The organism is [Scytonema hofmanni] UTEX 2349, assembly GCF_000582685.1.
Taxonomy (GTDB): domain Bacteria; phylum Cyanobacteriota; class Cyanobacteriia; order Cyanobacteriales; family Nostocaceae; genus Hassallia; species Hassallia hofmanni.
The window spans coordinates 3,414,299-3,430,453 of sequence record NZ_KK073768.1 but is presented as its reverse complement, the minus strand read 5'-3'; the positions used below and the strand labels follow the sequence as shown (position 1 = coordinate 3,430,453).

General features: G+C 40.2%; 13 protein-coding genes and 1 pseudogene. 7 read left to right on the top strand and 7 right to left on the bottom strand.

The window, feature by feature from the left end:
• Nucleotides 1-209: 209 nt before the first annotated feature.
• Both TOL9009_RS45915 and TOL9009_RS0120415 read left to right on the top strand, forming a co-directional pair.
• Nucleotides 210-422 (top strand): annotated as a pseudogene (locus TOL9009_RS45915) (hypothetical protein); the annotation flags it as partial.
• A gap of 87 nt (nt 423-509) precedes the next feature.
• Nucleotides 510-1,031, top strand: a complete 522-nt coding sequence (locus tag TOL9009_RS0120415) for a hypothetical protein (protein ID WP_038296474.1) — start codon at nt 510-512, stop codon at nt 1,029-1,031.
• Between the two features lie 44 nt (nt 1,032-1,075).
• Here the strand turns inward: TOL9009_RS0120415 and TOL9009_RS39860 are convergent, their stop codons facing one another.
• From TOL9009_RS39860 to TOL9009_RS0120400, 3 genes are all read right to left on the bottom strand, one after another.
• Nucleotides 1,076-1,696, bottom strand: a complete 621-nt coding sequence (locus TOL9009_RS39860) for a hypothetical protein (protein ID WP_038296473.1) — start codon at nt 1,694-1,696, stop codon at nt 1,076-1,078.
• A gap of 120 nt (nt 1,697-1,816) precedes the next feature.
• The gene (locus tag TOL9009_RS0120405; RefSeq protein WP_029634424.1) at nt 1,817-2,836 is read right to left on the bottom strand and encodes a hypothetical protein; all 1,020 of its coding nucleotides are present in this window, start codon (nt 2,834-2,836) and stop codon (nt 1,817-1,819) included.
• Nucleotides 2,837-3,234: 398 nt separating this feature from the next.
• Entirely contained in the window at nt 3,235-4,887 is a 1,653-nt protein-coding gene (locus TOL9009_RS0120400) for a serine/threonine-protein kinase (RefSeq protein ID WP_029634423.1), read from the bottom strand.
• Between the two features lie 146 nt (nt 4,888-5,033).
• Between TOL9009_RS0120400 and TOL9009_RS47520 the strand changes: the two genes are divergently transcribed.
• From TOL9009_RS47520 to TOL9009_RS0120385, 4 genes are all read left to right on the top strand, one after another.
• On the top strand, nt 5,034-5,183 hold the full coding sequence (locus TOL9009_RS47520) for a hypothetical protein (RefSeq protein ID WP_186227610.1): 150 nt from the start codon (nt 5,034-5,036) through the stop codon (nt 5,181-5,183).
• Nucleotides 5,184-5,378: 195 nt separating this feature from the next.
• Nucleotides 5,379-5,630, top strand: a complete 252-nt coding sequence (locus TOL9009_RS0120395) for a DUF2281 domain-containing protein (protein WP_029634422.1) — start codon at nt 5,379-5,381, stop codon at nt 5,628-5,630.
• A gap of 486 nt (nt 5,631-6,116) precedes the next feature.
• Entirely contained in the window at nt 6,117-8,492 is a 2,376-nt protein-coding gene (locus TOL9009_RS0120390) for an ATP-binding cassette domain-containing protein (protein ID WP_029634421.1), read from the top strand.
• Between the two features lie 545 nt (nt 8,493-9,037).
• Nucleotides 9,038-10,519, top strand: a complete 1,482-nt coding sequence (locus TOL9009_RS0120385; RefSeq protein WP_051502966.1) for a peroxidase family protein — start codon at nt 9,038-9,040, stop codon at nt 10,517-10,519.
• A gap of 262 nt (nt 10,520-10,781) precedes the next feature.
• Here TOL9009_RS0120385 and crtD read toward each other — a convergent pair whose 3' ends face one another.
• From crtD to TOL9009_RS0120365, 4 genes are all read right to left on the bottom strand, one after another.
• A complete protein-coding gene (crtD, locus tag TOL9009_RS0120380) occupies nt 10,782-12,275 on the bottom strand; it encodes a C-3',4' desaturase CrtD (protein WP_029634419.1) in 1,494 nt (497 codons plus the stop codon).
• A gap of 250 nt (nt 12,276-12,525) precedes the next feature.
• Nucleotides 12,526-12,918: a type II toxin-antitoxin system VapC family toxin gene (locus TOL9009_RS0120375; protein WP_029634418.1), complete on the bottom strand. Its 393-nt coding sequence runs from the start codon at nt 12,916-12,918 to the stop codon at nt 12,526-12,528.
• Between the two features lie 3 nt (nt 12,919-12,921).
• A complete protein-coding gene (vapB, locus tag TOL9009_RS0120370) occupies nt 12,922-13,167 on the bottom strand; it encodes a type II toxin-antitoxin system VapB family antitoxin (RefSeq protein WP_038296471.1) in 246 nt (81 codons plus the stop codon).
• A gap of 35 nt (nt 13,168-13,202) precedes the next feature.
• Nucleotides 13,203-14,375 (bottom strand): glycosyltransferase family 2 protein, encoded by a 1,173-nt coding sequence (locus tag TOL9009_RS0120365; protein WP_029634416.1) that lies wholly within the window; start codon nt 14,373-14,375, stop codon nt 13,203-13,205.
• Nucleotides 14,376-14,833: 458 nt separating this feature from the next.
• Here TOL9009_RS0120365 and TOL9009_RS0120355 point away from each other — a divergent pair, with 458 nt between their 5' ends.
• Nucleotides 14,834-16,108, top strand: a complete 1,275-nt coding sequence (locus TOL9009_RS0120355) for a M16 family metallopeptidase (protein ID WP_029634414.1) — start codon at nt 14,834-14,836, stop codon at nt 16,106-16,108.
• Nucleotides 16,109-16,155 lie beyond the last annotated feature (47 nt).

The window sequence follows — 16,155 nt, the reverse complement described above, 5'->3', positions numbered from 1 at the left end:
AGTAAGTTTTAATTGATACTCCTAACATAAGTGCCTTCTGCCCTCGAACTTCTGCCTTTCTTGTAAAATTACGATTTTTTTTTAAACAAGAAAATTAGTAGAATCCAATCCCTCGCAACGCATTAGAGGCTGGGATCAAAAGTAAATCATTGTTACTCATACAGCTTTAGCTTTAACAGCCTTTAGTTCTAATATATCTATCTTTTATCGAATGGCTACCTGATAAACAGCGAGTGCGAGGAGTTGTTAGACAAGTTACTAGCACTTTTTGGTTTATTCGCGAAGTGATGCAATATGCACCAGACTGCGTAATTGTCTCACCAGAAAATGTGCGATCGCTCGTTAAAGAAAAACTTAAATCCCTTTGTTATAAATATGACTTGGAAGTTCATTTCCAAGATTTAAACTCCACCAGCAAATAGCACACTATTCTCAATTTTCATAGAGTGTGTCCGGAACACGAGTTGATATTCCTCTATTAATAAGTAGGAATATCTCATAGAAAAAGTATGTTTTTGAGAGTTTGGGGAACTACCCTTGTGCTGGCTTCTTTTTGGTTGACATCTCCCTTGATAACTTCGGTTTTGGCGGATCAGTCTGTTGCGACTTCTCAATCTAGCAATTCTAAACAGATTTCTGTCACAAAAGCTGAATTCGGAGTTGAGAGAGTTGGCGCCAGAGGTAATGTTACCTTCATTCCAACAATGAGAGTACCACTTCAAGAGAAAAAGCGTTACGGATGGCGAATTCAACTTAAAGATTACAAGGGTGAAGTAACATGGCGAGAAGTTCTGCGATTGCCAAAACAACCAGAAAACTGGGGTACAGATAATGGTGAAAACTTCTCACTAACAGCAAATGGTACTGAAGGTGTAACTACTCGTACACAGAAGGCTCAAAATGGTGTGATTGAAAACTTTTGGACTATTGCTCCTGGCGATCCAAGTGGTAAGCATAAGATAGAAGTTTACATTGATAATCGACGTATTGCGGCTTTCGAGTTTGAAGTAGTTCGACTCAAACAGTACTAAGCACTTTTCGTGCTTAAAGATGAGGGCTTTAGCCCTCATTACTTTTAATATGTGCGTTGAATTTTTTGGTCAGGCGATCGCACTAAATAAGTCTTATTCCCATTCCGCAAGCGAACCACCACATCAACCACGCTATCAGGTTCTAAATTTGGTCCACCCCTGACTACCATCTCGACTCCAGAGTTAGAAATTCTCGGTTGTTCAGAAAAGGTAGTTTCCCAAACTGTTTCACCATTACTTTTAATTAGCCACAATTTATCAACAGTTAATGTTGACGCTACTGGTTTTCCATCCTGTGCTTTCAAGCGGACATTCGCCATTATTCCCTTATTATTGGGAGTGGTACTTGGCATAAAATTACGCCACAAATAAGCATCAATTCCGTAGGAGCGTCCATTTATTGTTACCTTGTCAGGCGCGGTTTTTAGTCCGCTAGTAGATGCATTTCGCCGCGCTGATTTACAATAATATAGATTCGCTACAGCTTCAGATGCCCAGTGATATGAAGGCACATCAGAAAATGGCGCAGGCAGTTTGTCAATCTGCCGATTGGCACAAGCTTGTTGAATTTCCGCCTCTGTTGGCTGCGTTTGAGCAAGCACTTGTGTTGATACAATTAAGCAAAGTGGCGAAATTAAAGCAGTAATAACCAACAGTTGCTTCATAAGACGGCTCATCTAATCGCAATTTGGGTCAAATATGAGTTGACTGAGTTGTGAAACTCAAAGTTCCAAATTATTAAATCTTTTACGCATCACACCCCGTAAAAAATACAGCAATTCGTGTCACGATAAAGATGGAATTGACTTGAGGCTGTCTTGATTCCATACATACTTTTTCATGTCGCTGGGCCATGATACTTCATCGGGTGTAGCAATTTCTAGGGTGCTGGAATTCAGTTTGTTATATAAGCTTACAAAATCACCAATTTCAATCTGATTTTTTTGAAAGGTTTCGCGAAGAAGTTCGATTGTAAACATCATATTATGAGCTTCAAAGCTGCCTTCAGGAAACAAACGTGGAAATATCAAAAATTTTATATCGTCTCGTTTTTGCTTAATAGCTCTTTGGGGTGTAATTCCATATTTCTCTGGTAATCGATCGCCTTGAATAAAAACCATAATGTAATTTGGACCTAATACCCATTTTCGATACCCGTTACCGAAGGTGAAGACATTGATCAGTTGACTAGTGCGCTGCTTCCACTTCTGTTCTTGAATTCGTCGTTCTCGAAAGTCAAACACCCTAGCGCGTCCACAAATAAACTTTCTTTTAGCAAGTTTAATAGCTCTAGCCAAGAAAATTGTTCCAAGACTATCGCCTGATAAATTGAGAGTTATCGAGTTGGTAACGGCATAAGTAATCAAACTTGCCGCATTTTCAATGACTGGACTACTAGATAAACCAACATAGTCAAAAGCTGCATTAATCCAGTCAAGATATCGGTTAATGAAACCGATAATTGGATGTTGTTTAAGAAAAGTGGAATTGTTCATATTGGCAATGCCAGTTAAGAGAGTATTAGCATACCTACGGCTCCTTCTTGAAGACTCTGATTCACGTTGTCCCAGCCCTGAGATAAAAATTGCAAAAAGTTCGCGCTGATCGTTTTCTGGATAATAGGCGATTTCAGATGCAATGGTGGCGATTGGGTTAACAGATGCCATTACGCAGTCAAAATCAAAGACCTCTTCGCTACCTGGATTTTGGAATTGTCCATCAAATTTTTTATCAGGGAATAGAGCTTCAATAGGCCAGCGCCACCAGGGAGATACGATTCGTTTTGCCTTATCCGAACTGTTCATAAAAGTCCTTGCTAAAGTACACGTAGTATGTTTAGAGTAGAAACGCGAATGTGTCTCTAATTATACAAATATTTTTATAACTTTAGGACTTACGCATGGTATGGGTGCTTATGGAGCGATCGCCTGGATGATAAGCGATCGCTTTATCAATGACTCTCGCTAATGTGTTATGTGATGACCGGGCAATCGCCTTAATTCATGAAGAACCCCTCCCCAACCCTCCACGAAGAGCGGGGAGGGTGCCACAGGCGGGTGGGGTTCTTTTATTATGTTATTTATTAGGACATGATATTACGTAAACAAGGGGAAGACTATCGTATCATTGTCTTAACACCAAGCGTATCCCTTTATACGGAAAATAATATTTTCTAATTTTATACCTGCCAATTTTGCAATAATTATTTTGCCCCAGAAATTAGCCAATTATTACTTTCCCCATCCCATATTAGGGAAAAGCGTACAGATTCAGGAACTTCTTTACCAGTTTTCATGAAGTATTTTAATTTACTATTTACTGTAGCTGTATTTGTAGTTTCTTCCACCAAACTAACTTGTTCAATATCTACATGTTGAACTTTTCCACCCCACCAATCAATGTAAGAAACATAACCATCGGGGTGAATAGCTTTATCACTTTGAAAGCTCGGAGATAGTTGTTTCCAAGAACTTTGATATTGACCTTGATTAATAGTTGTAAAATAATTTTGCAGAGCTTGTTGTGGTGATGGTTTATCAATTTGTGTCGGTATTGAAATAGAAGTTTGAGTTGGTGTAATAATCGGCTGAGAATATACTGGTGTTCTGGGAAGTTGGGATTTGATCGGTTGTTCGTTTTCCTGGATTTTTTCGTTGTTTGCTGAAGGTTCTGAAGTTCTGGAAATTTGGGATTTGATGAGTCGTGCGTTTTCTTGGGTTTCGTCTTTGTTTATTGAAGGTTCTGAAGTTCTAGGAAGTTGGGATTTTACAGGTTGTGCATCGTCCTGAGAATTTGGTGGTGTGGTAGTTTGTGGGTTAGATGCTACTTGTTGAGGTTGTTTGTTAAGAGCAAGACCAATAATAATAGAAGCACCAATTAAGCCACCAGCGATTAAACTGGCAAGAAGGATTCCCCTTTGTCCATTACCTTGATGGTTAGGTGTTGTTGGAGTAGAAGAAATCATGGTTTGAGGTGGTGCTGACAGTGCAGTTACTATTGGTGGTTGTGTGGCATGTATGGTAGAAGGAATTGCAAAATTAGAGTGCAATGCTTCCAACATTTCTTTAGCGGTGGAAAAGCGATCGCGTGGATGATAAGCGATCGCTCGATCAATGATTCCCGCAAGTGTTGGACTAACATTCAAAGCGAAAGAACGCCAAACAATTTCCCCACTACGGGAATCTGTTTCTAATTGTTGCGGTTGTTTCCCTGTTAGTAAATAAATCGCTGTTAATCCTAAACTATATAAATCACTCGAATAAACTGGTCTACCTGCTGCTTGCTCGCTCGACATATATCCAGGTGTACCAATTATAATTGAACTGGTAGGATTTCCTTGAGAATTTATCACAGTTGCCATCGCTTCTCTCACTGCACCAAAGTCAATTAGAACAGGTTTATTATCGCGTTGACGCAAGATGATATTATCTGGTTTAATATCGCGATGAACAATTTTTTTAGAGTGTACATATTCCAAAATTGGCAACAAGTTCACTAACATTTCTCGCACAGCACTTTCACTAAATAATCCCGTATGACGAAATTTTGATGTTAACGTGTCACCTTCAATCCATTCTTGAACTAAATAGAATTGTCCATTTAAATGAAAGTATGCATACAATCTGGGAATTTGGTCAGAATTTCCCCCTAAATCTTCTAAAATTGCGGCTTCCCTTTGAAAACGTTCTTGTACTAATTGATAAACCTGAGGATTATTAATAATCGGTTTTAACTGTTTAATTACACATCTACGACCTGATGGCATTTGGGTATCTTCTGCAAGGAAAGTTTCACCAAATCCACCGCTTCCCAAAGTTTGAATAATTCGATAGCGATCGCTTAAAACTATTTGCATAAACTAGCGCAACTTGAGACAAAAGTAATTGTTATATATTTTACTAGATAAAGGCAGCAAGCAGCAGAATAGAAAGTTGATGATATCAGCTTTATTAGAGATAGTGGTGAAAAAGAATGTAGAGACGTAGCACTGCTACGTCTCTAGTGGTTCTGGATAAAGCATATTTAAATTCGGATGATGTCTATTTACCATTTGTCATGCGATCGCAGACAAGCCAAGATATATTGGTGATGGTTTCAGAAGGCACTTATGCTGGAGGCAGAAGGCAGAAGGCAACCCACCCTTACTCATAGTGGGATTGAAACAAGGACGTTTTATACCGTCCGTGCAAGCCATCTTGAGTATAATTATTTGTTTCAACTGGGCTTTAAACCCACAAAGTAAGTTTTAATTGATACTCCTAACATAAGTGCCTTCTGCCCTCGAACTTCTGCCTTTCTTGTAAAGTTGGATTTACACTTGAAGTGATAAGACTGGAGTAAAGACTGATGACTCAAGCAATTGGCATAGACCAACTTATTGCAGAAAAAGTGAGAACCCTTTCCCTTGAAAAACAGCAGCAGGTGCTTGACTTCGTGGAGTTCTTACACAGCAAATCACGAAAAGTGGAGTTTAAGCATCCTAATGGGACGCTAATGTCTGCTTTAGAAGCTGCGGCAGACTTAGTAGGATGTGTGGATGGAGAACCTGGAGATTTATCTACAAACAAGGAGTATCTTAACAGACCGTTACGAGAATGAAGCAAGAAGTAGTGATTTTAGAATTTATCGTAAGAATCGGAATCAAGTAATTTCTGTAATTATGCCAGAAGTTGGATAAGAAAAGCTAGGATTTATGTTTTCGATTGTATATATTGTAGCTAAAAGCAGATAAAGGTTGATAAACTGCAAGTTGGGTTATTATTTGACAGACGTTTGTAAAATCACACTAAAAATATAGGTTAATAATCTAATTTGGTACACCGACTTCTGCCCACACTACGGTATATGGAGAAGTGGATTTTGGATCGGTGAAATAATCTAAGTGAGGATTTGGGGTTTAACACCAACGGTATTGCAATACGTTTCGGTTAAAGATTGTTTGTAAAAATGTCAGATGTGTAGAGACTTCGTATTTCGCGTCTCTACAGCAATTATCGGCAATGCTTATGATCTTATCCGAACCGGATTGAACGGTATTCGATTTAAATATGAAAAGACACCTTAATTAATCATCATAATTCTTCAATGAATACAAAAATAGTCAACAAAAATTTACCAACTAAAAACCAGTACTTAGAGTTAAAAAGTCAGGGAAAAGTTTTACACATAGAGTTAAATAAACCGCAGCACTTAATCGGACGCGATCGCAATCAAGTCGATTTGGTAATCCCCGAAGATTGGCAAGTAGTAGGACGTTGCCAAGCTCTGTTACGCAAAGAAGGGGAAGACTACCGCATCTATGATGGGGATGGCACTCAACCCAGTACAAATGGGTTATATTTTCATCACAGTCGCATCACGACCGATACAGGATATTTACTTAAAAATGGCAGTGAAATCTATATTGGTCAAAACCCGCAAAATCAGGCTTTGTTGAAATACTACAATCCTGCTAACCCAGTAATCACAACTAAACCGGGTTTACAATCAATTTCTCTCAAAAATCGCTCTGTATTAATTGGTCGAGATATTAATGCTACTTTATCTTTAGAGGCTCACACAATTTCCCGGCATCATGCCACAATTGATACAGATGCTCAAGGACGCTACATTTTACGCGACCACAGTATCAATGGCGTATTTGTCAATGGACAGCGAGTTAATAGCAGTATATTACTATCACCGGGCGCAACTATTCGCATTGGACCATACACTTTAGTTATACGTGGTGATGAACTACAGATACTCGATCAAGGCGATCAAATTCGTCTCGATGCTTGCAATGTGGTGCTAGAAACTAAAGGTAAGCGTCGATTAGATGATGTTTCTTTAGCGATTGAACCGGGACAATTTGTTGCTTTGGTGGGGGGAAGTGGTGCAGGTAAATCAACTTTGATGCGATCGCTCTTAGGAACTGAGCAAATAACCAAAGGTGTGATTTACTTAAATGGGGAAGACTTGCGAAGCAACTTCAATATCTATCGCTTTTCAATCGGTTATGTTCCCCAAGACGATATTATTCACCGAGAATTGACAGTTGCAGAAGTGCTTACTTACGCTGCCAAGCTGCGATTACCACCAGATATTGATGTTGCAGAGGTGGTGGAAAAGACTTTACAAGATGTGGAAATGTCCCACCGTCGCAATGCTAGGGTAAGTGAATTGAGTGGAGGACAACGCAAACGTGTCAGTATTGGGGTAGAATTGTTAGCCGATCCGAAGTTGTTTTTCTTAGATGAACCAACATCTGGACTCGATCCGGGGTTGGATAAAAAGATGATGCAACTATTGCGGAAATTGGCAGACCAAGGACGGACGGTGATTTTGGTGACTCATGCGACGGCTAATATTAAGTTGTGCGATCGCGTGGTTTTTCTCGGTCAAGGTGGACGCTTGTGTTATTTTGGTCCCCCTGATGCATGTTTGCAATTTTTTGGTGTTAAGGAAGACTTCGCAGATATCTACAACCAGCTAGAAAAACCGGAAACCGTCATCGACCAAGCGCAAAAATTTTACTCTTCAGACGATTATCGCCACTACGTTGTCAATCACCTCAGTCCGGGAAATCAAGCTTCACAAATCAATGCTGGTAACAAACAAGCTTCTGGTATATATTTTATAAAGCAATTAAGTATTCTTGCTCAAAGATATTTTCAGATTCAGCAACGCGATCGCATCAATCTTGCTTTAGCACTTTTAACCGCACCTATCGGCATTAGTTTTATTATCATTGCACTTAAAGATATCCATCCCTTAGTTTTACCAGCAAAACCAGATGCAACTCTTGCACCTTTAGCCTTACGAGTGTTATTTGTATTTACCTGTGCTGCTTTGTGGGTGGGACTTTCTAGTTCATTACAAGAAATTGTCAAAGAAGCAGCGATTTACATGCGCGAAAGATTGGTAAATTTGAGTTTATTTGCTTATCTTGGTTCTAAATTGATAATTCTTTCAGGTTTAGCATTATTGCAAACTTTGTTAATTACTTTAATTGTAATTGGTTTATTTAAATCTCCCCAACCGCAATTAATTTCTTGGTATTTAGGATTATCAATTACTACTTTCCTCACACTTTTAACTAGTATGAGTTTAGGGCTATTAATTTCTGCCATTGTCAAAAATAGCAGTCAAGCGAATAGTGCCTTACCTCTATTGTTGATACTTCAAATTATCTTTTCTGGTGTCTTGTTTAAAATGCAAGGTCTTGGTAGTAAAATTTCCTGGTTGATGTTGAGTCGTTGGTCAATAGGTGCTTATGGCACTTTAGTTAATATTAATGCAATGATTCCCGATCCGATCAAATTACCTGATGGTAGCACTTTAGCTAGACCATTAGACCCAACACCAGTTTATGATGCAACCTGGGGGAATCTAGGATTAAATTGGGGAATTTTGTGTTTGCATACGGCAATTTATTTAACTGTTACTTTTTGGTTACAAAAACGCAAGGATATTTTTTAAATTTTTATTTCATATCATGTCTGTTTAATAAACAATAATAAAAACGTCGTAACACTCGTAGAGACGTTCCGCCGGAACGTCTTTACATCATATGTAATTTATCGGACATTATATAATACCATGTCCGTTTAATTAACATTAATAAAAACCTACCTACCGTCGTAGAGACGTTCCGCCGGAACGTCTTTACATCATATGTAATTTATCGGACATTATATAATACCATGTCCGTTTAATTAACAATAATAAAAACGTCGTAACACTCGTAGAGACGTTCCGCCGGAACGTCTTTACATCATATGTAATTTATCGGACATTATATAATACCATGTCCGTGTAACAGTCGTAGAGACGTTCCGCCGGAACGTCTTTACGTTGTAAGTAATTTAACGATCATAATATTACGCATATATAATTTCCGAACATGATACAAGAGTACCCTCAGGGGTACTGCCAGAACTTATTTGCCCAAACCATACTACAGATAAGTACAAATTGAATTCTTTTCAATTGGACAACAAACTCCAAATAGGAAGACAATAAAGATGCGTAGATTTCATGGATTTGCCCCTCGTACAGGTGAAAATCAACCGCTGGGTGAATTTACAGAAGCAGGTAAATTCGGGAGAATGTTTCCTAAATTGCCGAGTTTTATTCCGTCACAACAAAGTTTGACTGAATTGGGCAACGCAATGAACGATCCTAGCCCAAATACTCCTGCCGGTGACAATTTAAATGTCCCTGCGGGGTTCACTTATCTTGGTCAATTTGTCGATCATGACATAACCCTTGATACCACTGCTCTGCAAGAGACTCTTGTCGATCCATTGGCTGTGCAAAATTTCCGCACACCAAAGCTTGACCTTGATAGTCTCTATGGTTCAGGACCGGATGTGCAACCGTATCTCTACCAACTCAATGACCCGGATCTCTTTTTAATTGGGACAACGAACGAACAGCCAGGAGCAGGAGATCCATCGCTTCCGACTAAATTGCCTAATGACTTGCCTCGTGCCCAGAGTACTTTGGGTCTTCTTGGGGACTCACGCAACGATGAAAACTTAATTGTTGCACAACTGCACCTAGCTTTTTTGAAGTTTCACAACAAAATAGTTGCAGGCATTAGAGATGGAAGCATTAAACCAAAGAATTCTACTGACAAATCGGTTTTTATACAAGCCAGAGAATTGGTGATTTGGCACTATCAATGGATTGTACTCAACGATTTTTTGACTCGCATTCTTGACAAGGATCAGCTAGAGACGGTGTTGAATAAAGGCAGACGCTTTTACAATTTTAAGAAAGAGCCATTCATCCCGGTTGAGTTTTCAGTAGCTGCCTATCGTCTCGGTCACAGCATGGTACGTGCGGTTTATGACTACAACCGGGTTTTCACTCCTCTTCCTGGAGGAGTCACTCCTGCTACTTTGGAACTGCTGTTTCGTTTCACTGCCAAATCAGGTGAGTTGGGTGACTTTGCTAATATTCCTATTCCCAGTGACTGGATTATTGACTGGAGAAGGTTCTTTCAAATCGATTCTAATGTACCAGTTGGTTTGAGCCGCAAGCTAGATCCATTCCTGGTTGACCCGTTGAAGAATTTGCCAAATGTTCCACCTCCTAATTCATTGGCAGTGAGAAACCTGCTGCGTGGTCGCAGTCTCGGCTTACCATCAGGTCAAAGTGTAGCTCGGTTTATGAGACTCCAGCCGTTGACTAGGGCTGAAATCTCCACAGGAACTGATGGAGCAGTTGCTGTCAAGCATAACTTTCATGTTGAGTCACCACTGTGGTATTATATCCTCAAAGAAGCGCAAGTCCAAGGTCAAGGAAAGCGGTTGGGTCAAGTCGGAAGTCGCATTCTCGCTGAGGTGTTTGTCGGTCTTTTAGAAGGAGATAGCAGCTCATATTTAGTGCGTTGCCCAGATTGGAAGCCAATACTACCTTCCCAAATTCCTGGTACATTTACAATGGTTGACTTGTTAAAATTTGTCGGAGAAATCAATCCGATTGGCGATAAAAAATAAAATGTAGGGGTTAGGATTTTGTAGAGACGTTCCGGCGGAACGTCTCTACGATGATTGTGGTATTTTGATTAATAGACATAGGCGTGGAAATGACCGGAAGACGCGATAAATCGCGTCTCTACAAAGGGTTTTGGGTAACACTTCTACTACCCATCGGTCAGAAAAGATGCGTAGTTGGGTGCGTTACACATAACGCACTCGAAAAATACTTAGTTATATGTGGTTAGCGCTAAAGCGCTATATTTAACCACTGAAGTGGTTACTACGTATGAGCTTCAATTTGCTTAACTACTGTAAGTGCTGAGTAACTTACTCCAGCAGTACCTTCCCCTGGATGGGTAGAGTCTCCCACTAACCATAAATTCTTGATTGGTGTCCGATTGGCGAAACCAAAGGGACCGAAAGTGGATATTCTTTGACCAATACCGCCGACAATACCGCGATCGCGTGCTGTATAATTAGCAAAGGTGCGTGGTGTTGCTGCTTCTACATGAATTATCGTTTCTGGTTTCAGGTAGAAGTATTGCGAAAGACGAGCGATCGCTTCTTCTGTATATCTTTGTTTTAATTCTTCATAATCCTCAGTCTCCCACCACGGTAACGGATCGACAAACGAAGAAGCAATAATTGTTGCTTTACCTTCCGGTGCCCGACCATCTCCCCCATGACTGACGGAAACAAATAACGAATTATTCTCGCCTATCTCACCATTGGCATTATACATAAATTGTAGATGGGGCGGGCATCCTGAAGGAATCGCGCTTTCATCTACACCTAAATAAACTACAAATGCACCGGATGCGGGTGGGAGATTTTTTGTTCGCTTTTTATACCCGCGAGGAGCTTTTTCACCTAATAGTTGCACTAAGTTCTGTACGGTGACATTTGCAACTATATGATTGGCTGATTCTCTCCAGACTTCGCCGGTTTTCTGATTTTTAATGACGACGGCGACAGCTTTGTTATGCTTTACTTCGATCTGTTCTACAGTATGCCGCATCAACAACTGACCACCGTCTCTTTCTAAAGCTGAAACTAAGCGATCGCTCAATACTTGCATACTACCTTGAAGATGAAACAATCCTTGCGGTAGTTGTGATACACTCAATGCTGTCGCTGCATAAAGTAATGCTGTCTCTTCTGCATTCACCTGAGAATACAGCTTTAATTGCAGATCCAAAAATGTCCGCAAACGGCGATCGCTTCCTAATTTATAAGCTCGTAAAGCATCGCCCACCGTAAACAAAGTGTAACGCACGGTAATTAATGTACCAGACCGGACTGCCTTAGTCAACTGCCACAAATCCCAAATATTACGCGGTGGTAGCACCGGATCGCGTCCTTGAAATTTCCAACTAGCTTTAAATAAAGCTGCCATTAATTGCCAGAATGGTTCACTACCAGGAAATTGCCGTTGCCGTTCCTCTTGCCATTTTTCTAAATCACGCCAAACGTTTATCGGTGTTTTCTCCCCAGGAAGATACACCGCACAAGCGGGATCGCAAGGAGTCGCTTCGGGAAGCTCGATTTCTAATTCTGAGAAAATACGGTGGTGAATACCTCCTGGTTCCAACCCCGCTACTTGAGTTGCTCCCACATCAAAGGTAAATCCTTTGCGTTTGAAGGTAGAAGCACAACCTCCCGGTACGAGAGCTTGATCCAAAATTAACACGCTGTAACCTCTATGAGCTAATAAAGCCCCAGCAGTGAGTCCACCGATTCCTGCACCGATGACGATGACGCGATCGCTTGGCATAAATAATTATGACATATTTCTTAATATTAATAATTTTATATTATTTGAGGAAAATAGGAAATTTGCATTGAGGCGCAACCAGTGTCATGCAACAACCGTAGAGACGCTCCACGGTCACGTCTCTACAATAATGTGTGCAATTTTTGCTTGACTTTGAAGTTGCATTTCAATACTACCTGGAAAATACATCATAGCTCACCCAGTTTAGCCAGCGAACCGCGATCGCATTCCAACGCAGTGCCTGGAAGGATCAAAGCTCTGACCAGATATTCTGTATCGGATAGGCACTAAATTCTGAATCGGCACTCATGAGAATTAAATTTTGGTTAATCGATTGGGAAATGATGATTCTGTCGAACGGATCAGAATGGTGAGACGGCAATGTGAGATGAATATTGAGATCGCTAAATAGAATGGGAATAATTTGGATATTGAGTTGATTTAAAATCATTTCCAATTCATGAAATTCAATGCCTAGATTCAGCTTACCTTTGCCGATTTTAATCGCAATTTCCCAGAGGCTGGCAACACTCATAAAGAGGTTGTTCTCAGTATCTTCTAGGAGAGTAGTCATGGTTTTGTTCAGTTTGGGATGTCCTGCAATATACCAAATCAGAATGTGAGTATCGATCAGAAGGTTCATAAATTATTGGTAATCGGCAAATTCTTCTAGCGGGTCATCAAAGTCATCGGCGATCGTGACTTTGCCTTTGAGAATGCCGAAGCCGTTTCGCTTTTGGGTTAGGGCTGGGGGTTCGAGAACTTCTGGTAAGGGTCGATTCGTGCTGCGGGAGGCGAGGTATTCAATATAGTGCAATGCCTCGACTTGGAGTGCTTCAGGGAGCTTCGAGAGCAGTGAGTTAATACTGTCGATCGCATTGGTTTGTGACATCACGATTGCCTCCTAGTAATTCTATTCTATCGATGTCAGTCATATATCGTCTGGCAAAGCTGTAACACTTGCAACCATCTTTGTCCCATAATTCTTGCGTAAGGTTTGGTGGGGTATTGGTATGGTTTATACATTTGTCTCTGAATCTCAGTAACTGTAATATTGGGATTAACAGATACTTTCCGGACAATTTGAAATTTTTCTAAGAATTGCAACCAACAGTGATGATCTGACCAAATCAAAGACGTTATCGGTTTAAATGTGATTTTTAAAATACATTCGATAATGCATTGATAAATTGGTCTTAACAAAAGCGGACTATAATCTAGTTTGACAGCATTATATATCCATCCTAAAGTAGTCAAATAATCCCCGCAAGCTCTGCTTTTCCATGAAAGGTAGACGTAAAAAGCACTGGCAGACCAAGTATATATATAACTAGGAATTTCCGGATGTCGTTTTTGGAAATCTGCCATAACTAGATTGTAAGACTTTGCCATTGTCTTACAACTGTTAGACATACTGACACTTACTTGACGATAACCAATCAAAAACTCAGGCACAACCCGAAACTGATAAGATTCTGCAATTTTTAAGTAGATATCCCAATCTTCGCAACCTTGAGCATTTTGCTGTTTAAGTTCGCAGTTGTAACCACCAATTTTATCAAAACAACTTCGACGAATCAATGGCGCACTAGCGTTGCCGATAAAGTTCTTAAACAGCATAGCTGGGTAAACTTCTCCCTGTACGCTGTGAATGTTCAAATAATCATAAGGTGCATATTGTCCGATAATTACATCATCTTCGTCAATAAATAATGACCAGGCATAAACTAATCCTACAGATGAACCTCCTTCTAATATGCATTGCACTTGTTTGTCAAGTTTAGAGGGATACCAAATATCATCAGCGTCCAGGGGTGCAATATATTCCCCTCTCGACTTTTCTATTGCTAAATTACGCGCTGCGGCAACTCCAGCATTTTGCTGTTTCAATAAAATTACACGACTGTCTTTTTGAGCAAAAGATGCTACAATTTCCGCAGTTCGATCTCTAGAACCATCATCAACTACTAACACTTCAATATTTTCGTAAGTCTGCGAGAGGACAGATTCTAGTGTCTGACCAATAAATGCCTCAGCGTTGTAAGCAGGAATAATAACTGAAACAAAGGGCAGATTAGCCTTCATTTTGTTCACAAACATTGCAAATGTTGGTTAAAGAATTTAACAAGTTAGCCGAAAACCGAAAACAGATAAAAATCTGGCAAAAAGTGCAAAAGAAAAGAAAAACTTTCCTACATGAAATTACTTACGTTTATCATAAACCTAAATTACATGTTACTGTAATCTACAGGAAAATCAATTATATGTTATCTAATGACAGGATTTATGTATTAGGGAATGAATGCGATCGCTCTCGTTCTTGAGATTGCGACTCTCACTAAGTTATATTAACATGAAAAATCCTTCTTTAGAAGGATGACAAACTTTTTTTGCGGGTATTAAGTGCCAAAGAAAACTTAAAAAGTGTTGATTTCACGGATTATATAAGTCCTAGAATTCAACAATTTCCTTATACCCCCAGACTGAAGTACGGAGGCTTTAAGCATCACGTCTCGTAAAATGAAGAAGTAACAAAGCTTTTCACTTCCTTACCACCAATGACTTCAACCCTGCTGAATTTTCCTCGTCTCAATGCCCCAAAGCTGCACATCTTGCCCAACGGGTTGACAATAGTAGCAGAGCAAATGCCAATTGAAGCCGTTAACCTTAATTTGTGGGTTAAAGTCGGTTCAGCCGTAGAATCAGATGCAATTAACGGCATGGCTCACTTTTTAGAGCATATGATTTTTAAAGGCAGTGAGCGACTAAGTAGCGGCGAGTTTGAACGTCAAATTGAAGAGCGTGGTGCTGTTACTAATGCTGCCACCAGCCAAGATTATACTCATTACTATGTGACAACTGCTCCCAAAGATTTTGCGGATCTAGCCCCACTACAAATTGATATAGTAACTAATGCCAGTATTCCTGACGAAGCTTTTGAAAGAGAGCGATTGGTAGTTTTAGAAGAAATTCGCCGTAGTGATGATAATCCTCGCCGGCGCACCTTTCAACGAGCGATGGAAACGGCTTTTGATAAGCTACCTTATCGGCGTTCGGTATTGGGACCAGAAACAGTGATTTCTCAACTAAAAGCGCAGCAAATGCGGGATTTTCACGCTATGTGGTATCAACCACAGTCAATGACAGCTGCGGTTGTAGGTAATTTGCCAGTAGAAGAATTAATTGAAATTGTCGCCGGGGGATTTACCGCAAAAGGCAGGATAACCCCCCCCGAACAGCATTTAGAAATTACTCAAGAATTACCATTTACAGAAATTGTCCGCCAAGAATATGTGGATGAAAGTCTAACTCAAGCACGTTTGGTGATGATTTGGCGAGTTCCGGGGTTAATTAAGTTAAATGAAACTTACGCGCTGGATGTTTTAGCGGGAATTTTAGGACATGGACGCACATCAAGGCTAGTGCGAGATTTGCGCGAAGAAAGAGGATTGGTTTCTTCGGTTTCTGTGAGTAATATGACCCATCGGTTACAGGGGACTTTTTATATTTCCGTCCATTGTGCTGTAGAAAATTTGCCAGCCGTGGAAAGTGCGATCGCTCAACATATTAGCAGGCTACAAACAGAAATCATCGCCGAATCAGAAATTGAGCGCGTGCGAAAGCGTGTCGCTAACAGGTTTATTTTTGGGAACGAAACACCAAGCGATCGCGCTGGTTTGTACGGTTACTATCAATCTATGGTAGGAGACTTAGAACCAGCCTTTGATTATCCAAATCACATTCAGGCACAAAATGCAACCGATTTAATGCAAGCTTCCCAAAAGTATCTTTCCCCAGATGCTTACGGTGTCGTTGTCATGAAACCAGCTTAGGGCATGGGGCAATCTGAGGAGGGGGAAAGGGGAGGCAGTGCGTTGCG